Here is an 18111-nt window from a genome sequence, read left to right on the forward strand (position 1 = left end):
TTTCGGCTCGCAGGAATCGCCTCCTTGGGTTCAATGTTCTGAGCGTCCAAAAACTTGGACGCGCGGGTGCAGGACATTCAACCCTTGCGGGAATAGTACCAGTCTACTTTGCCAGCCATGGAGCCCTCCGAAGTTGCTCGGAGATACTCGGTCCACGCTATCTGTGCAACGACGGAACCTCCCCATGAACAAAATCCTCCGATTCGCGCTCGTGGCCCTCTCGGGCGCCGAGGTCCTGATCCTTCACTGGGCGATCCTTGCTTATCGAGGCTTGGGGATCGGTGCTGCGCAGGCCCTCGTCGGCTTCATTGTGGCCTTCGCCACGAACCTGGTGCTGTTCCCGATGGCGCGCAGACGAATTCGCGCAGAGGGAATCGGCCTCGTGTTCAGTCGCGGCTGGATCATCGGCAGCATTGCCGCTCTGTGGGCGGGGATTCTCCTCGCCGTAGCGTTCCTGTTCTTCGGTACGTCGGTCTGGCTGCTCGGGTGGGCGATCGAGATCCCCGATGCCGCGCGCGCGCTCGTCCTGGCCGGCGGCGGGGGCCTAGCGATCGCACTGGGATTCGGGTCGATTCTTTGGGGCTATCTGATCGGGCAGCGATGGGTGTCGGTGAAGTCGGTCGAGCTCCCTCTTCGAGGCTCATCGAGTCCGGTGCCTTCGGTGCAGATCGCTCAGATCACGGACCTCCACATCGGTCCGATGCTGCGCGCACCGAAGCTGCGTGGCTACGTCGATCGGATCAATCGGCTCGAGCCCGACCTCATCGTCATCACCGGCGACATCTTCGACTTCGATCCCCAGTACATCGACGAAGGCTGCATCGAGCTCGGTCGGCTCCGCGCGAAGCACGGCGTCCTCGCGGTGCTGGGGAATCACGACGTGTACACGGGCGTCGAGGCCGTCGTCGCCGGTCTGGGTCAGCACACGGAGATCCGCGTCCTGAGGGACGAGTGGATCCAGCTCGACATCGATGGCAAGCCGCTCTGTATCGCGGGCATCGAGGACCCTGGCGAAGGCTGGAGGGAGAAGGAGTCGGAGCACCCCGCTCTCGAACTCTTGGGGCCGGACCTGCCGCCGCACCTCCCACGACTGCTCCTCGCTCACCGCCCGAGCTACTTCGCGCATGCGGCCCGGGTCGGCTTCCCGATCGTCCTCGCGGGCCACACCCACGGAGGCCAACTGCGCCTCCCGTTCGCCCGCAACTTCAACGTCGCCCGGATCATCGCCCACTGGACCAGCGGCCGTTTCGACATCGGCGACTCGACCCTCTACGTCAGCCAGGGCCTCGGCGTCGCCGGCCTTCCTGTCCGCCTCAACTGCCCCCGCGAAATCAGCCTGATCCGTCTGGTCGGGGAGCTCAGCTGAAGGAGATCGGGGCGAACTGGCTGGTGATCCAGGCGGCGAGAAGCATGAGGGCGAAGGTGCCGGCCATCCAGGCGATGGTCTGGCCCATCGGGAGTTCGCGCATCATCATCGAGTGATCGTGGTCGCCGCCGTGGCTCTCGTCGCCACCGCGCATCGCGTCGTCGTCGGTATCGTGGGAGCCATGTCCGCCGTGCATGTTCATCGGCGCCGGGGTCTCCGCGGAGCCGTGACCCATCTTGGGAGCGGGGAGGTCGCCCTCGGGCAGCGTCATGCACCCGTGCTTCAGGTGGTTCGTTACGAGCCACCAGTTCATCGGGTAGGCCGTGAGTCCGCCAACGATGGCGGCCATGCCCATCACGAACCAGAACTCCGGGAACCACGGCTCACGTGCATGCGGGACGTATCGCATCAGCAGCATCATCGTCGGGATCATTCCGACCATCACTGCGTTCATCGACACCGTTTCGGCAAAAAAGGTCTTCCGGACGGCGAGAAAGTAGTTCCCGTCGAACATGCTGATCATCATCAGCGCTTGGAACACGAAGAGGCCGACCAGGAACGCCGACGTGTATTCCAGAACCAGATCCCACCCGTTCGGTAGACCGAAGGCCGGCACGATTGCCGCGGCGATGACGATCCCCGTCGCGTCGCCGGCAAGGCAGTGGATCTCGCTGTTCACGCTCTGCTTCCACGTCGCGCTCGTGAAGGCTTCGTGCATGCCCGGACCCGGGCTCCGGCAGGTGAGGAAGTAGACGAAGAGTCCGATCGGACCCGTGTAGATCGTCACGAGAATCCACGCGAGCTTCTGTACCCAACTCGTCCGCGTGTTCGTCACCGAGTCGTAGACGACGAAAAAAACGCTTCCGGCAGTGAGGAAAAACCACAGCAGCAGAACGCCATCGATCATTCCCTAAAGATCTCCGAAATCTTAGAATGACACAAGGCCCGCCGTAGTGCCGGAAATCCCCCGGTGCTACCGAAGGCTCATCATGCAGGTGTTCACGACCGCCCCGCTCGAAGATCCCCGCGATGCCCGTAAGATCTTTCCCCACCTGGAGGAGGTCGGGTATGACGGCGGGTTCTCGTTCGAAGCAAAGCATGACCCCTTCCTGCCGCTCGTGTCGGCGTCCGAACACACGAAGAAGCTTCGCCTCGGTACGGCGATCGCGATCGCGTTCGCTCGGAATCCGATGAACATCGCGAATCTCGGGTACGACCTGCAGGTGATCTCCGGGGGCCGCTTTCTGCTTGGGCTCGGCTCGCAGGTTCGCCCGCACATCGAGAAGCGCTTCAGTTCGGTGTGGTCGAAGCCGGCGCGACGAATGCGTGAACTCATTCTCGCGGTTCGCGCGATCTGGGATGCGTGGGAAGGCAAGGCCGAACTCGACTTCCGCGGTGAGTTCTACCGCCACACCCTAATGATCCCGGCGTTCAATCCGGGGCCGAACCCGTTCGGTCCGCCGAAGATCTTCGCCGCGGGCTTTCGGCCGAAGATGCTGGAGGTCGCGGGTGAGGCGGCGGACGGCTTCATCGCGCATCCCTTCAACTCGCGGAAGTCGTTGCTGGAGAATCAGCTTCCCGCCGTCACGCGAGGGCTCGAAGCCGGTGGGCGGGAACGCTCCGACCTCGAGGTCATCTGCGCGACCCTCGTCGTCACGGCCGACGACGAAGAGTCGCTGACGCGCTCGAAGGCCGCAGCGAGAAAGCAACTGGCGTTCTACGGGTCGACGCCCGCCTACGCGAGCACGCTCGAGTGTCACGGTTGGGGAGACCTGCACCAGGAACTGAACCGTCTCTCGAAGATCGGCAAATGGGACGACATGACGGACCTCATCGACGACGAGGTCCTGAACGCGATCGCGGTCGTCGGCCCCCGCAACGAGATCGCCGCGGCTCTCCAGAAGCGTCTCGCCGGCATCGCCGACGGCGTGAGCCTCACACACAATCGAATGCCGGATCCGGAGCAATGGGCGGATGTCGTCCGGGATCTGAAGGCGCCTAGGGGGCCTCGGAGCGCATAGGGTGGGCGACCTGGAGGTGCAAGTTCGAGCGGGATGGCGCGGCCGGTGGGTCTTGCTAGAAATTGTGGTCAGGAGGCTTCACCATGCAGACCGACCTTTGTAAGAAACTCGGAATTGATCTTCCTATTTTCGCCTTTACGCACTGTCGCGATGTCGTCGTCGCCGTCAGCAAGGCGGGAGGGTTCGGTGTTCTCGGGGCCGTAGGATTCACCGCGGAGCAGCTCGAGGTCGAGCTCAAGTGGATCGATGAGCACATCGGTGACCGTCCCTACGGCGTCGATATCGTGATCCCGGGCAAGTACGAGGGCATGGGTGAGCTCGACCCGGAGAAGCTCGAAGAGCAGCTTCGTGGACTGATCCCGGAACAGCACCGGCAGTTCGCCGCCAAGCTCCTCTCGGACGCCGGTGTGCCTGAGATGCCCCCCGAGGAGAAGCACCACGAGCTCCTCGGTTGGACCGCCGCCACCGCCGCGCCGCAGGTCGACTGCGCTCTCAAGCACGATCGCGTGAAGCTCATTGCGAATGCGCTCGGAACGCCTCCCGAGGATGTCATCAAGCAGGTGCACGACGCTGGTCGGCTGGTGGCCGCTCTCTGCGGCAGCCCCCGCCAGGCGCTCAAGCACAAGGATGCGGATATCGACATCGTGATCGCCCAGGGCACCGAGGGCGGCGGTCATACCGGTGAAGTGGGCAGCCTCGTGCTCTGGCCGCAGGTCATAGACGCCGTAGCGCCGACGCCGGTATTGGCCGCTGGAGGGATTGGGTCGGGCCGGCAGATCGCAGCGGCACTCGCGGTCGGTGCGGCGGGCGTGTGGACAGGCTCCCTGTGGCTCGCCGTCGAGGAAGCGGAAGCGCTTCCGGCGCAGCGCCAATCTTACTTCGACGCGAGCAGCCGCGACACGGTTCGCTCGCGTTCGTTTACCGGCAAGCCCTGCCGCATGCTCAAGAACGAGTGGACCGAGGCGTGGGAGTCGGGCGAAACCCCTGACCCGCTCGGAATGCCTCTACAGGGCATGGTGACGATGGACGCCGTGCAGCGCACGCATCGCTACGCCGAGGCGGCGCAGCCGGTCGCGTTCAATCCGGTAGGGCAGGTAGTGGGAATGATTGAGCGGGAAGAGTCGGTCCGACAGGTGATGCAGCGACTGTCAGAGGAGTACTTGAACGCACTCGAACGTCTGGAGAGTCTGCAGCCGGAGACCTGACAGGCTCCGGGTGCCGGACGATCCACCGAGCGACCTCTTCGAGGTTCTCGTAGGCGGCGGGGCCTCGCTTTTCCAGATTCTCGACGATGTCGCGTGCGAGTTCGTGTCTGTAATTCCTACACTGCCCTGAACCGCCGCCCGGCGGGCCCGGGAGCTTCTGCTGATCTCGGCCGAGTTGCGGGGGCCTCCTCACCGTTCTGCAACTCTCAGGCAGCGGTCTTTTGAGAGCGGGATCGTAGTCGGTTTCGGCAGGGGCATCGCCCTCAGGAATCGTCTGGGAGATCGAATCTGGAGGAGGGAACGGCGGGGCCCCTCCGGGGTCGTCGCTTGACAAGACGGCGGCCCTCCCCGACAGGTCGAAGATCATGAGAGATACTGCTCGTCGTCTCCGCCCTCTGTCGTCCCTTTGCGCGGTGCTTCTTCTGGCCCAAGTCGGTTGTACGCCGGCGGTCACGGGGATCGTTTATGGGGTGTCGGACAAGGGTCCGAACGAGGCCCAGAAGGTCCTTCTGAACGAAGAACTCGCGCCGTATCGACAACGTGGCGAGAGCGCGATCACCGGGCGTATCTTCTTGGAGACGCCCAACGGCGAGGTCCCCGGCGCGAGTCGGCCGGTGCACCTCACTCCGGCCACGTCGTATGCGAAGCAGCTCGCTCAGACCGAGGTCATCGAGAAGAACGAGATGATCGATCGGAAGGCCGAGGGGGTCTGGTGGACGACGAAGGCCGGTCGTGACGGGCGCTTCGTTTTCTCGTGGCTGCCCGCCGGTGACTACCTCGTCCTCGCGGAAATCGCGTGGTCCCCTGAGGGCGGAACCTCGGCGCAGGAAGACGTCGCATACGCCCTGGTTCGGGTCGGCGAGCGCGAACACGTCGAAGTGATCGTCAAGCGCACCGTGACCGACTGACGCTGTTCGTCGCGCGTCGCTCAGACTTCTGTCTTCGGTGGCGGCCGATAGGGCCGGCTGCGCGTTCGGTATGGCGTCTCGCAAAGTGCTCGGCGCGGACGCTGCGTCTTTCGGCGAAAAATTTACCGGAGGCGACGAAAAGGCCGCCCCAATTGCGTTGTTTCACCCGAAATTGACCGACACTTCTCAAGAGATCGCCGGAAACGGGTTCCGGCCTTTGGTTCTGAGTGAGGGTGGGAAATGCGGTCGTTTCGGTTTGGTTTGTCGTCGCTGGCGTTCGTGAGTGTCCTCTTTGCGTTATCTCTCGTCTCGGTTCCTACGCGAGCGATGGCGGACCATGATGAGTGTCGCGCCACGTGCAAGGAGGCGATCCACACGTGCGTTGGGGCGGGGAAGGCCGCGTTCCGGAGTTGTAAGGAGTCCTGCACGGGCGCCGAGGACCGCCGTGAGTGCAAGCGCGACTGCCGGCCCGAGATGCGGGCGGCCAAGGACATCTGTCGCGGTGCGCGCGAGGACTGTCGCGAGGCCTGTGAGGTCGAGCCTCCGCCACCTGCGGAATGCGACCACTGCCGCGGAGAGTTGCGCGAATGTCTCCATGAAGTCGGTAGCAATGGCCGAATCTGTTCGGCGGATTGCATTGGCTCGCGTCTGCAGGCCGTCCGCGAGTGTCGCCGCGGCCCGAACCCGCTCGCCTGTATCCTCGACGTCACGCGCGGCGCGGCGAGCTGCCTGCGCGGCTGCTCTCAGGCAATGCACGGCGGTGCGCGGGCCTGCGACGCCGGCCACGCCGATTGTCGCGAGACCTGTGAGCCGGGCAGCCCCTACGGGTCGGCTGGCCAGGCGTTCCTGATTCCTTCACCGAATCTGCTCCAGTAGCGGCCGTGATTCGGACGGCGGCTCTCCTCTTTCGGGGGGGCCGTCGTCCGCGAGTCTTCCTTGCCAGGACAGGGTTCCACCGATACGCCGCTAGGCAGGCCCGTCGGAGGGACGGGCCTTCAATTGAGAGGACCCAAGTCATGGCAATTCGTCTGGGCGATACCGCACCGGATTTCACAGCGGAAACGACCGAAGGACCGATCAACTTTCACGATTGGGTCGGTGACGACTGGTGCGTGCTCTTCTCGCACCCGAAGGACTTCACCCCCGTCTGCACCACCGAGCTCGGCTACATGGCGAAGATCAAGCCGGAGTTCGAGAAGCGAGGTGTCAAGATTCTGGGCCTCAGCGTCGATTCGGCCGATTCGCACAAGGAATGGTCGAAGGACATCGAGGAGACCCAGGGGCACGCTCCAAATTACCCGCTCATCGCCGACCCCGAGCGGAAGGTCGCGGACCTCTACGACATGATTCACCCGAACGCGCTCAACACGCTGACGGTGCGCTCGGTGTTCGTGATCGGTCCAGACAAGACGGTGAAGCTCATGCTCACCTACCCGGCTAGCACCGGTAGGAACTTCGACGAGCTTCTTCGTACGATCGACTCGCTGCAGCTCACATCGAAGCACCAAGTCGCGACGCCGGTGAACTGGAAGCACGGCGAAGACGTGATCATCGTTCCGGCGTTGTCGGACGAGGACGCGAAGAAGAAGTTCCCGGGTGGTTGGGACACCCAGAAGCCGTATCTCCGGGTCGTCAAGCAACCCGGCTGAACCACTTCCATCTAGACGAGCGCGCCCTCTGACTTCACAAGAGCGGCGCGCTCGTCGTTTCGGCTCATTGCCAACGGGGTACTCGTGGACGCTGATCAGGGCTCGCCCGCCAATCCGCTTCTTTTCACCGGGGGGCTACCGCCCTTCGAATCCATCCAATCCGAGCACGTGGTTCCGGCCATGGCTGCGCTCCTGGCCGAGCTGAACGACGAGCTCGAGCGCGTAGAGCGCAGTGCGACTACGACGTGGGAGAGCACGGTCGAGCCGATCCAGGAGATCGGCGAACGCCTGAGTCGGGCGTGGGGAGTCGTCGGGCATCTGATGGGTGTTCGCAACAGCGACGAGCTCCGGGCCGCGCACGAGCAGGTCCAGCCCGACGTCGTTTCGTTCTCGCTGCGCATGGGCCAGAGCCGTCCGATCTACGAGGGACTACTCGGCCTCCGCGAGGGGCCCGGCTTCGATGCACTCGACGCGACTCGGAAGCGGATTGTAGAGTCCATGCTGCGCGACGCGCGGCACTCCGGCGTCGGTCTCGAGGACGACGAGCGCGACGTGTTCAATGAGATCCAGCGCGCGATGGCGGAGGCGGCGACGCAGTTCTCGAACAATGTCCTCGACGCGACCAAGGCGTTCTCGCTGACCCTGCGTGCGCCAGAGGAAGTCGACGGGCTTCCGCCGAGTCTTCTGCAGCTTGCCGCGCAAGCAGCCGTTGAAGCCGGGGAAGAGGGCGCGACGCCGGAGGCGGGTCCCTGGCGGATCACGCTCGACTTCCCGAGTTTCGGTCCGTTTGTCCAGCACAGCCGGCGGCGGGATCTGCGCCAGCAGGTCTACCGCGCGAGCGTTACCCGGGCGAGTGGTGAGGCGACCGACAACACGCCGCTCATCCGGAAGATCCTGGAGCTGCGCCACGACGAGGCCGTCTTGTTGGGATTCGAGGACTTCGCGGCGCTGAGTCTCGACAGCAAGATGGCTCCTGACGTTGCGGCGGTGGAGGGGATGCTCGAGGAGCTCCGCTCCGCTTCGTTCGCCGCGGCCGAGAGTGACCTCGCGGACCTCGCGGCTCTCGCGCGGGAACAGGGTGCGCCCGAAGCGGACACGCTCGCCCCGTGGGACGTTCCCTTCTGGGCGGAGCGTCTTCGAGAGCAGCGCTATTCCTACACCGACGAGGAGTTGCGACCGTACTTCCCGCTTCCCAAGGTTCTGGACGGGCTGTTCGCGCTCGCCGAGCGCCTCTTCGGTGTGACGATCGAGGCGGCCGACGGGGACGCGCCGGTTTGGCACTCGGACGTGCGGTTCTTCCGCGTGCACGAGGGAGGGAAGCCGATCGCGGCGTTCTATCTCGACCCGTTCAGTCGGCCGGCCGAGAAGCGCGGCGGTGCCTGGATGGACGAGTGCATCGGTCGCGCGCCGGGGCGGGCTCCCGTCGCGTATCTCGTGTGCAACCAGGCGCCGGCGGTCGGCGCGAAGGCGTCTCAGATGACCTTCCGCGAAGTCGAGACGCTGTTCCACGAATTCGGTCACGGCCTCCAGCACATGCTCACGACGATCGACCAGCCGATGGCGTCGGGCATCCGAAACGTCGAGTGGGATGCGGTCGAGTTGCCGAGTCAGTTCATGGAGAACTGGTGCTACCACCGAGAGACGCTGCTCGGACTCACGGCGCACGTCGATTCAGGTGCGCAGCTTCCCGAGGAGCTCTTTTCGAAGATCCTCGCGTCCCGTACATTTCGTTCGGGCTCCGATACGCTTCGGCAGTTGTACTTCAGTTTCGTCGACATGGCGTTGCACCACGGGTACGACCCGGAAGGAACCGAGTCACCGTTCGACGTGCAGCGAAAGATTGCGAAGCGCACCACGGTGCTTCCACCGATCCCCGAGGACCGGTTCCTCTGCGCGTTCGGACACATCTTCGCCGGTGGCTACGCTGCGGGGTACTACAGCTACAAATGGGCCGAGGTGTTGTCGGCCGATGCCTTCGGCGCGTTTGAAGAAGCCGGGCTCGACGATGAGGATGCCGTTCGAGCCACGGGCAAGCGGTACCGCGAGACGGTGTTGGCGCTCGGTGGCAGCCGGCCGCCGATGGAGGTGTTCGAGGCGTTCCGCGGTCGGGCTCCCAACACGGAGGCGCTGCTGCGGCACTCGGGGCTTGCGTCCTAGTGCGTTACTAGTCGTCTCCCCCGATTGCGCCTCGCTCTCGTAGATCGGCCACGTCCTGGTCTGAAAGCTCGAGTTCCGTTCGGAGGATTTCGGAAGTGTGCTGGCCGAGGGTCGGCCAGCGCCGAGGGGGTTCGTCGGAGTGCCCCGAGAGCTTGATCGGATTCCCGACCATCAGCAGGGGGTCTGGGGCATCCGGCCGGGGCACGCGCAGCAGCATGTTGTGGCTCCGGACGTGAGGGTCGTCCATGAGATCTTCGGTGTCGAAGCAAGGCCCCGCCGCAATTCCTTGTCCGGCGAGCTCGCTCGAAGCCTCGAGCTTCGTTCGGCTCGCGGCCCAGGCCTCGACGGCGGGACGGACCAACGCATCGAGCTGGTCTCGCCACCCCTGGCGGCTCTCGAAGCGCGGATCCTTCAGCCACTCTTCATGGCCGATCGCCTTTGCCAACAGCGCGAGGTGATGATCGCGGACGGCTTGCACGACGAAATAGCCATCGGTCGCCGCGAAGCTATCGAAGATGCCCGGCACCTTCCGGCGCCCTCGAACGCCCATGGACCAGAAGCAGGGTGGGATGTCGGCCATCGCGACCATTGCGTCGAACATCGCGACGTCCACGTGCTGTCCGCGTCCGGTTTGTTCCCGCTCGCGAAGCGCTGCGAGAAGGCCGATCGTCGCGAAGAGTGAAGTACCGATGTCTCCGAGCGCTCCGGCCGGGCCGATCCGTGGTGCTTCGTCGGCGGGGCGGCTGTACTCGTAGATCCCACCCATGGCTTCGGCGATCGGCGCGTAGGCGGCCCAGGCCCCGTAGGGAGAATCGAGGAGATTGCCGAACCCTGAGACGGACACGTACACGAGGCCCGGGTGAAGCGGGGCCAGGTCATCGTACGAGAGACCGAGCCGCTTCATTACGCCGGGTTTGAAATTCTCGCCGACGACGTCGAAGCGCGGAACGAGCCGCTTCACGAGCGCCACGCCGTCGGGGTTTTTCAGGTCGATCGCCAGGCTCTTCTTGTTGAGCGCGTTGCGCAGGTAGGTCGCGCCCACCTTGCGGCCGTCGACGTCGTCGAGCGCGGGAAGCGCGCCGCGGCCGGAATCCCCGGTCACCGGGTGCTCGACCTTCACGACCTCGGCACCCATGTGCCCGAGGAGCTGGGTGGCGAACGGGAGAGCCTGCATCTGCTCGATGGCGAGAATTCGCAGGCCCGCGAGCGGGCCTTTCCCGTGGGGGCCGGTTTCGGGCGCTTCCGTTTCTTCATTCGTCATGGGTGGGACTAGCCAGGCCGCCGGGCCCTTGTCCACTGGGCCCCGAGGACTTGTTCCGGGCGGCTCCGATTGCCAAGTTTCGCCTGGGCCGCCTGGCCCGCTCAACCCATCTGGACCCACCCGTGAGACGTGACCACCGACCGTATTGGATGATGCGGGCGACCCTCGCCCTTCAGCGCTTCTACGCGCGCCACTTCCTGTACCCGCAGGTCGATGCGTTGGGTGAAGGCTGCGAGATCAAGAAGCCGTGGTACGTGCGCATCGACGGGCCCGGAATCGAGTTCGGTCGGTTCGTTCATCTCTCGGCGTCTTGGGGTCGGCCAATCGAGCTGTGCACGTTCTCGACGGAGTCGGGCACCGGCGAGATGGTCATCGGGGATCACTGCCTGTTGTCTCCGGGCGTCCGCGTTTCCGCGGCGACGCGGGTCGAGGTCGGGGACGACTGCATGCTCGCCTCCGGTGTCTACTTGACCGACGCGGATTGGCACGACGTGCACGATCGCACGCGCGCGCCCGGGCGTTCGGCCCCGATCGTTCTAGGGAACAACGTATGGATCGGCGATGGAGCGATCGTCTGTAAGGGCGTTCATGTGGGCGAGAACACGGTGGTGGGAGCGGGGTCGGTCGTCGTTTCGGACCTTCCTGCGAACTCGATCGCGGCCGGGAATCCGGCGCGGGTCGTGCGCCCACTCGGCGAGGAAGAATGCTTGGTGACGCGAGCTTCCTTGTTCCAGCATTCGGCCACCGAGGCGGATCGTAAGAATGCTTTCTTGAGCTTTTACACCCTGTGCGGGAATACGTTCGGCGGATGGCTCCGCTCGCGACTCTTCCCGTCTGCTGCGGACTGACCTGGCTTACCGTTTCGTTCGCGAGGAAGCATTATACGGCCGATGCAGAAGCTCGAAGGAAAGGTGGCACTGGTAACCGGCGCGAGTCGGGGGATTGGGCAGGCGATCGCGGAGCTCTTCGCCGCGGAAGGGGCCCGCGTGGCCTGCGTGGCTCGGACCGCCGACGAGGGCGGGCACAGACTCTTTGATGGGTCGGTCGGCCGCACGGTCGAGAACATTCAGTCAGCGGGCGGCGAAGCGTTGGCCGTTCCGTGTGATGTGTCCGAGTACGACAACTGTGCGACGGCGGTCGGTCGTGTCCGCGACGAGCTCGGCCCGATCGATGTGCTCGTGAACAACGCGGCTCTCACGTACTTCATCCCCATTGCGGACTATCCCGTCGGGAAGTGGCTTCGCTCGTTCGCCGTGAACGTTCACGCGCCCTTCTATCTTTCGCAGCTCGCGCTCGCGGACATGCTCCCGCGGGGAAGCGGCTCGATCGTCAACATCTCGAGCGGCGCTGCGATCGGCCCGGGACGAGCCCCCTATCCCACGAGCGTGAGGAAATTTCGTGGCGGCACCCTGTACGGATCGGAGAAGGCGGCACTCGAGCGCCTGACCCAGGGGCTCGCGGCCGAGGTCTATGATCAGGGAATCTCGGTGTCGTGCGTCAGCCCGTCTCAGATCGTACCGACGCCTGGGACCGTGCATCACAAGCTTCTGAAGGACGAAGATGATCCACGCGCGGAGCCCCCGTTGTTGATGGCGAGGGCTGCGTTGCTCCTTGCGACGGAGCCGCAGGACGAGGTCACGGGGCGCGTTACGTACAGCCAAGAGATCCTCAAAGAGTACGGGTGGATAGACGAGGCGAAGGGGTTGGGCGTGGATGCACCAGGCTCTGGCTTTTCGAAGATTTAGCCGGCGGCGTCCGTACCGGTGAGTGCGACTCGCATGGCAGCGACTTCATCGATCCCGCAATGCGCATCATGGCGAACTACGTGTGCGGTGATCGAAGCAGCCCGGGCGGAAGTGAGAACGTCCACCAGACCCGTGCCCAGTTCGGGAAGTTCCCCGCGAAAAAGAGGTCCGGCCAGGTGTCGTTGTCGACATCGGCGCTCGAAGATCCCCAGGTTGAGGCGGACGCGGACGATCCTTTCGACCTACTTCCAATCCTCCGGAGCCGGATGGACCTTCATGTCCTCCGCCTCCCAGTAGGTGCGGAGTGCGGTGACCTTCCCCGCGTCGTTCACGCGATAGGTGAAGACGCCGAAGAGCTGGGTCACGAGGCCGTCCTTGAACTGGATGGTGAGCGTGCCGACGTTCGCGCATTCGTTTCCGGAGCAGATCGAGCTCTGGAGATTGAAGAGCGGTCGGCCCAGCGCGATGTTCGTGTCCCAGAATTTCTCGATCGCAGCTTTGCCCTTGTGGCCCTCGCCGGTCGGATCGATCACGGACTTGCCGATCGGGTCCTGCACGATTGCATCGTCGGCGAAATTGTCGACCCACGCCTGCTTGTCACCGTGCGCGACCGCATCGATCGAGCGCCAGGCGGCGAGGCGGGCGGGGTGTTTCGAATCGGGTCCCGGGAGTTCGGCCATGCGTCTCCTTCGCCTACTCCACGATCGCGAGCAAGAGAGGCTCCTGCAGGAACGCGTAGACCGGCACGGCTTCGTCCAGGGTTGAGGGCGGGAACAGGGGCGGCCCGAGCGCTGGTTCCAGCACGCCCTCGGGGACCACAAGGATGCCCAGCTGGAGTTCCTCGCCTGCGCCGTTCTGCTCGCGGAGGACGGAGAACTGCGTCTCGACGCCGCGTTGTCCACCGGTGGTAGGGCTCCCAACGCGTCGTACCTTCTTATGGGCCCGGGGCCCGTGATGTTCCCGGAGATCAGGCGGGTCGAACGGCGGGCGATTTTAGCGGCGCTGACCGAGGCACGGTGGCGGGTGTCTGGTCCGCAGGGGCCGCGGTCCTGCTGGAGGTGAAGCCGACGACTCTCGCTTCACGCATGAAGGCGATGGGCATCGAGCGCCCGCGCTAGCCTGTCCGAGTTGCAACCCGTGCGAGACATGTGACGAACGTCTCATGCATAGCGTTGTGCTGGCGGTGTTCTTCGTAGCGTTGGCCTGTGGGGACGGGCACGGTGCCATGTCCTGGGGGGCGCAAGAGGGCGATGTCGCCTCCGGCGAAGGAGGTGGCCTCTTCCCTCGCCCAGGCGGAGGCGGCTGCCCGGGAGCGGCGATACGAGGAGGCCCTTTGGCTCGTCCACCATGCGCTCTCAATCGATCCCACCGATGCGGACGCCTTCAACCTTCGTGGGTACTGCCTGCGAAAGACGGGCGCTCTCGACGGCGCTTTCCGGGCATACGGCACTGCTCTGAAGCTCCGCCCGGACTTTCCGGAGGCCCCGGGGTATCTGGCGGAGGCCCATATCGACGCGGCTCTCCGGCTCGCAGGGAAGCTCGTGAAGGACGGGCCCACCGACGCCGAGGTGCTCGGCGAGGTCGCCCAGGCACTCCGGCGGGCCGCGGCCACGGTCGGGACCGCGGCGGGTGGCCCCGTCTCGAGCGGGGATGCCGGCTGGTAGCCGCTTGGCCGGCCTTGACCGCTCCCGCGTTCTAGCTAGGAACAAGACGTTCCACTCGGAACTCCAACACGACCCGCAACCGACCAAGAGGGAGGAATCACCATGGCAACGACGTTTGGCCCGCCGGCCCACATGGCCGCGTTCACCGATGTAGACGAGCGCTGGGGACCCCTGGCCAAGCTCGCTGGACAATGGGCCGGCGACAAGGGCCGCGACTTCTCGTTCTCCTACGGCGAGAACAAGGACACCGAGAACCTCTACCGCGAAGAGATCACGTTCGATCCCTTCGGTCCGGTCGACAACGGGAAGCAGTCGATGTTCGCGCTCGACTACCGCATGAAGGCCTGGCGCATCGGCGCCGACGACTTCTTCCACATGGAAGTCGGCTACTGGCTGTGGGAGCCGAGCACGGGCACGCTGCATCGCTGCTTCATGGTCCCGCGTTCCACGACGATCGTCGCCGAGGGTAAGGCCGCCGCGGACGCGACGAGCTTCAAGCTTTCCGCGAAGCAGGGTTCGCCGACCAACGGTATCCTGTCGAATTCGTACCTCTACGATGGTGCGGCGAAGTGCACCGGGTACAACCTCGAAGTCGATCTCTCGGGTGGCAACTACTCGTACAAAGAGGACACGATCCTCGCGATGGCATCCCACGGTGGTGCCGAGATGCATCACACCGACGAGAACTCGCTGCAGAAGATCTGAGTCGACGACTCAGCGATATTGGGGACACGGGGCGTTCACGAAAGTGGGCGCCCCGTTTTCGTTCTGCACGGGGCTCTGTGCACCCATCCTTGCGACACGACAAAGTCGCGCACGGTCCGAGCTGCGATCCGATTCGCTCTCGGTGTGGAGTGATGCCAGCGGCCACCGGGCAGAGCGGTCTTCAGCGCGTTCGGTGCCCAGCGGTCGATCCCGTCTTGAACGTCGACCCACCGGAGGCCGGCCTCAGTGAGCCATTCCCTCAGCGCGAGGTAGCGCGAGGGCTTCCCGCGCCGACGGTTCTGCAGGTCGCGGCCGTTCGGGAAGAGCACGATCACCGGTTGCGCGCCGCTCGCAGCCACCTCCTCGTAGAAGGTCTGCAGAATGGGGCAGGTGACGGCGAAGGTCTCGCTCGTCGCGCCGTAGCTCCCGTCCGGCTGCAGAATCTCGGGCCGCGTCGAGTCCGACGCTGCGTACGCGAGGTGGCGGAGCAGGCACAGGCTCGGTGGTAGGCACTGTGTGGGGTCGAACCCACCGCGGAACCGTCCGCGGCGTCACCGAAGTGGGCGGTGACTTCTATGCGAGTCGCGACCCCACCGAGCGCGCCTTCTTCGGTGGACGTGACCTCAATACTGAAACGGCGGCGCATGAGAGTTCGCCTCCTGACGCCTAATTCGTTCCGTCGCTCGCGGCGCGAACAATTTGATCGCCGACCGGTGCCTCGGTCTCGATGCCGGACACTTCCATGATCCGCGCCATGAGCATGTAGAAACCAATCGCGATCGTGAGCTCCATGACTTCGCGGTCGGGGCAGTGTGCCTTGAGCGCGGTCAGAGCGTCGTCCGTTGGGCGGACGTCCTTCAGGACCTCGTCGGTGAAAGCGAGCACCGCGCGTTCCTTGTCTTCGAAGCAGGACGCCGTCGCGTCACCAATCTCGAGGGCGGCGATCTGCTCCTTCGTGCAGCCTACCATCTCGGCGATCGGAACGTGCTGCACCCATTCGTACTCGGCGCTCGAGAGCTGAGCCACGCGCAGGATCGCGAGCTCACGGAGGTTGCCGGCGAGTTGCTGGCGACTGAGGATCGTACCTCCGAGTCGCATCATGGGCTCGAAGTTGCGTTCGGCAAGCGTCGAGATTTTGAAGATGTTGAGCGGCTTCGGGAGCCCGTCGAGTGCCGCGCGGACTTTCGGGTGGAGTTCGTCGAGGTTGGGATAGTCGATGCGTGGCATGATGGTTCCTCCTGTCGTGCGAGTGGTTAGATGTGCTCAATGGGCTCGCTGCCGTCCCAGGTCTCGGCGTCCATCGTCTCCGTCCAGTAAGCCACGTGCTACAGGCCCTCGTTCCCGGCCATGAGGAAGTCGCTCCACAGAGACGGCGCCTCGTTGCGCGGCTGGATCCGCTCGATCTGCAATGGGCCGGAGCTCGAAAGGGCGATGCTGATGTCGACGTCGGACTGCGCGCCGCGATACCGGAAGTCCTCCACCGGGACGCGCTCGATGTAGAAGAAGGGCCCGCCGCCGAGCACTTCCGCCCAGTGCTTCATCGCGGCTTCGATGTAGCGGACGACGCAGTCGTTCTGTCGGATTTGGCCGAGATGGCGGCTCATTGTGGTTTCCCTGACCGGGTCCTAGCACGCCTTGCCCAGCCGGCCAGCCACCCTTTGCGCGCTTCGCCCCCTATGCTTTGCTCCGCCCGTTACCCACCGAACCTTCACGAGGAGCCACGATGAAAGCAGCAATTCTGACGGAGCTGAACAAGGATCTTGAGATCCGCGACGACGTCGAGCTGGGTGAGCTCGGCAAGGACGATGTCCACCTAAAGCTCGTTTCGAGCGGCGTGTGTCATTCTGATCTTTCCGCCCAGAACGGAACGATCCCTTCCGGCACGCCGTGCGTTCTCGGGCATGAGGGCGCGGGCATCGTGCAGGAGGTCGGCGACGGCGTAACGGACCTGAAGGCTGGTGATCACATCATCGTCTCATTCACTCCGGCCTGCCGGAAATGCCGCGCGTGTCTGCGCGGCGAGTCGAATCTCTGCGAGATGATGGGCGTGATGGCGAGCACGCCGCACTTCATCATCGACGGAAACCCGGTAGTGGGCTTCACGGGCTGCGGCACGTTCGCCGAAGAGATGATCATCCCCGAAGCCGCCGCCGTGAAGGTGGACGACGACATTCCGCTCGACGTCGTCTCTCTCGTCGGTTGTGGCGTCATGACGGGCGTCGGTGCGGCGATCAACACCGCGGACATCCGGCCGGGAACCTCGGTCGTTGTCTTCGGCGCCGGCGGCGTCGGTATCTCGGCGATTCAGGGTGCGCGCATCGCGGGCGCCGCGGAGATCGTTGCCGTCGACATGATCGACGCAAAGCTCGAGATGGCCAAGAAGTTCGGTGCGACGCACGCGGTAAAGCCGGAGGATCTCGAGGGCGCCAAGCAGGAGATCACGCGCGGTGAGGGATTCGACTACGCTCTGGAGTGCATCGGCAACCCGGCCACGATCCGTGGTAGCTTCGATTCGGTTCGTCGCGGCGGCACGGCCGTCATTGTCGGTGTCGGCAAGCTGACCGAGATGGTGCAGTTCAGCGCGTTCGAGCTCTTCTTCAATGAGAAGAACTTGAAGGGCTCGATGTACGGCAGCGCGAACGTCCGCACCGACTTCGATCGCCTCCTGCGCCTCTGGCGTCAGGGCAAGCTCGATCTCGAGGGCATGATTAGCCGGCGCATCAAGATCGACGACGTGAACGAAGCCTTCCGCGCCATGCAGGCCGGTGAGGTGATCCGGTCCGTCATCGAATTCTGAGGATCGTTCCTTGGGTGGGGCGGGCGGGAGGCCCGCCGCCCCACCCAAGGACCTCGGCCGCCGCTTCCAGCCGGCCGCTTTTGGTCGCCCTGCTCTTCGCTGCCGCGACGCTCTCCTTCAGTGCGCCTGGGGTCGCGACCTACACCGACATCGAGCCGTTCGTTTCCGTGGGCAAGGAGAGCTTCGATCGCCCCCTGGAGTTCGACGACGACCTGAGCCACTTCAAGTGGGCGTGGGCGACGGCCGAGAGCTATCGCCGGATCGGCGCGGGCTACGAACCGTCGCGCAAGGCGCTGCGGCGATTGGCCGGGTCCGGCGCGATCGACGATCTGGACACCGGGCTTGCTGCGAAGCCCTCTCGAAACACGAGCCTCGCGGCCCGCAAGGGACGCTACGACGAAGCGATGAAGCGATGAAGCTCCTCGATCAGGCGCAGCAGGCCGCTTCCGATTACAGCCCCGTCTATCAGTACCGCTCGAACGTGGCCTTTCTGATGGGCGATAGGGCTGCCGCGATGGTGGCCGTCGAGAAGACGCTCGCCCTCGAGCCGGACAACCCTCTGTTCAAACGAAACCTAAAGCACCTGAAGGCCGCTTCCGCGCCCAAGCCCGCGGCCGCGAAGTCTTGACGGTG

The 18111-nt window shown here is 64.7% G+C and carries 20 protein-coding genes; 15 read left to right on the top strand and 5 right to left on the bottom strand.

The window, feature by feature from the left end; all coding sequences use genetic code 11:
* The first annotated feature begins 184 nt into the window (after positions 1-184).
* The gene (locus tag P8R42_27360) at positions 185-1366 is read left to right on the top strand and encodes a metallophosphoesterase (protein MDG2308313.1); all 1182 of its coding nucleotides are present in this window, start codon (positions 185-187) and stop codon (positions 1364-1366) included.
* On the opposite strand, the gene P8R42_27365 is transcribed toward P8R42_27360, so the two are convergent.
* A complete protein-coding gene (locus P8R42_27365) occupies positions 1359-2273 on the bottom strand; it encodes a DUF4396 domain-containing protein (protein MDG2308314.1) in 915 nt (304 codons plus the stop codon). The genes P8R42_27360 and P8R42_27365 overlap by 8 nt on opposite strands.
* Positions 2274-2355: 82 nt before the next feature.
* Between P8R42_27365 and P8R42_27370 the strand changes: the two genes are divergently transcribed.
* From P8R42_27370 to P8R42_27395, 6 genes are all read left to right on the top strand, one after another.
* Positions 2356-3387: a TIGR03617 family F420-dependent LLM class oxidoreductase gene (locus P8R42_27370; GenBank protein MDG2308315.1), complete on the top strand. Its 1032-nt coding sequence runs from the start codon at positions 2356-2358 to the stop codon at positions 3385-3387.
* An 83-nt stretch (positions 3388-3470) separates the two neighbouring features.
* Positions 3471-4592 (top strand): nitronate monooxygenase family protein, encoded by a 1122-nt coding sequence (locus P8R42_27375; GenBank protein ID MDG2308316.1) that lies wholly within the window; start codon positions 3471-3473, stop codon positions 4590-4592.
* Positions 4593-4957: 365 nt separating this feature from the next.
* Complete coding sequence (locus P8R42_27380) at positions 4958-5500, top strand: hypothetical protein (protein MDG2308317.1); 543 nt, start codon at positions 4958-4960, stop codon at positions 5498-5500.
* Between the two features lie 240 nt (positions 5501-5740).
* On the top strand, positions 5741-6376 hold the full coding sequence (locus tag P8R42_27385) for a hypothetical protein (protein ID MDG2308318.1): 636 nt from the start codon (positions 5741-5743) through the stop codon (positions 6374-6376).
* A gap of 140 nt (positions 6377-6516) precedes the next feature.
* A complete protein-coding gene (locus P8R42_27390; GenBank protein MDG2308319.1) occupies positions 6517-7149 on the top strand; it encodes a peroxiredoxin in 633 nt (210 codons plus the stop codon).
* A gap of 84 nt (positions 7150-7233) precedes the next feature.
* The gene (locus P8R42_27395; GenBank protein MDG2308320.1) at positions 7234-9306 is read left to right on the top strand and encodes a M3 family metallopeptidase; all 2073 of its coding nucleotides are present in this window, start codon (positions 7234-7236) and stop codon (positions 9304-9306) included.
* A gap of 7 nt (positions 9307-9313) precedes the next feature.
* Here P8R42_27395 and P8R42_27400 read toward each other — a convergent pair whose 3' ends face one another.
* On the bottom strand, positions 9314-10567 hold the full coding sequence (locus P8R42_27400) for a CoA transferase (protein MDG2308321.1): 1254 nt from the start codon (positions 10565-10567) through the stop codon (positions 9314-9316).
* 122 nt (positions 10568-10689) lie between these two features.
* On the opposite strand from P8R42_27400, the gene P8R42_27405 reads away from it, so the two are divergent.
* Positions 10690-11415, top strand: a complete 726-nt coding sequence (locus P8R42_27405; protein MDG2308322.1) for an acyltransferase — start codon at positions 10690-10692, stop codon at positions 11413-11415.
* Positions 11416-11457: 42 nt separating this feature from the next.
* Entirely contained in the window at positions 11458-12312 is an 855-nt protein-coding gene (locus tag P8R42_27410) for an SDR family NAD(P)-dependent oxidoreductase (GenBank protein ID MDG2308323.1), read from the top strand.
* A 242-nt stretch (positions 12313-12554) separates the two neighbouring features.
* Here the strand turns inward: P8R42_27410 and P8R42_27415 are convergent, their stop codons facing one another.
* Complete coding sequence (locus P8R42_27415) at positions 12555-12992, bottom strand: nuclear transport factor 2 family protein (GenBank protein ID MDG2308324.1); 438 nt, start codon at positions 12990-12992, stop codon at positions 12555-12557.
* Positions 12993-13583: 591 nt separating this feature from the next.
* On the opposite strand from P8R42_27415, the gene P8R42_27420 reads away from it, so the two are divergent.
* From P8R42_27420 to P8R42_27430, 3 genes are all read left to right on the top strand, one after another.
* Entirely contained in the window at positions 13584-13976 is a 393-nt protein-coding gene (locus tag P8R42_27420) for a hypothetical protein (protein MDG2308325.1), read from the top strand.
* A gap of 102 nt (positions 13977-14078) precedes the next feature.
* Positions 14079-14681 (top strand): heme-binding beta-barrel domain-containing protein, encoded by a 603-nt coding sequence (locus tag P8R42_27425; protein ID MDG2308326.1) that lies wholly within the window; start codon positions 14079-14081, stop codon positions 14679-14681.
* Positions 14682-14833: 152 nt separating this feature from the next.
* Complete coding sequence (locus P8R42_27430; protein MDG2308327.1) at positions 14834-15190, top strand: hypothetical protein; 357 nt, start codon at positions 14834-14836, stop codon at positions 15188-15190.
* A 157-nt stretch (positions 15191-15347) separates the two neighbouring features.
* Here the strand turns inward: P8R42_27430 and P8R42_27435 are convergent, their stop codons facing one another.
* Positions 15348-15908, bottom strand: coding sequence for a carboxymuconolactone decarboxylase family protein (locus P8R42_27435; GenBank protein MDG2308328.1), 561 nt, complete (start codon positions 15906-15908; stop codon positions 15348-15350).
* Positions 15909-16006: 98 nt separating this feature from the next.
* Positions 16007-16285 carry a VOC family protein gene (locus P8R42_27440; GenBank protein ID MDG2308329.1) on the bottom strand — a complete coding sequence of 93 codons (279 nt, stop codon included), beginning with the start codon at positions 16283-16285 and terminating at the stop codon, positions 16007-16009.
* A gap of 119 nt (positions 16286-16404) precedes the next feature.
* Between P8R42_27440 and P8R42_27445 the strand changes: the two genes are divergently transcribed.
* The 3 genes from P8R42_27445 to P8R42_27455 are packed head-to-tail and all read left to right on the top strand — an operon-like array spanning position 16405 to position 18106.
* A complete protein-coding gene (locus P8R42_27445) occupies positions 16405-17478 on the top strand; it encodes a Zn-dependent alcohol dehydrogenase (protein MDG2308330.1) in 1074 nt (357 codons plus the stop codon).
* Positions 17479-17492: 14 nt separating this feature from the next.
* Positions 17493-17894, top strand: a complete 402-nt coding sequence (locus P8R42_27450) for a hypothetical protein (protein MDG2308331.1) — start codon at positions 17493-17495, stop codon at positions 17892-17894.
* Positions 17891-18106, top strand: a complete 216-nt coding sequence (locus P8R42_27455; GenBank protein ID MDG2308332.1) for a hypothetical protein — start codon at positions 17891-17893, stop codon at positions 18104-18106. The genes P8R42_27450 and P8R42_27455 overlap by 4 nt, the downstream gene beginning before the upstream one ends.
* Positions 18107-18111: the final 5 nt, after the last annotated feature.

The organism is Candidatus Binatia bacterium, from assembly GCA_029243485.1.
Taxonomy (GTDB): Bacteria; Desulfobacterota; Binatia; order UBA12015; family UBA12015; genus VGTG01.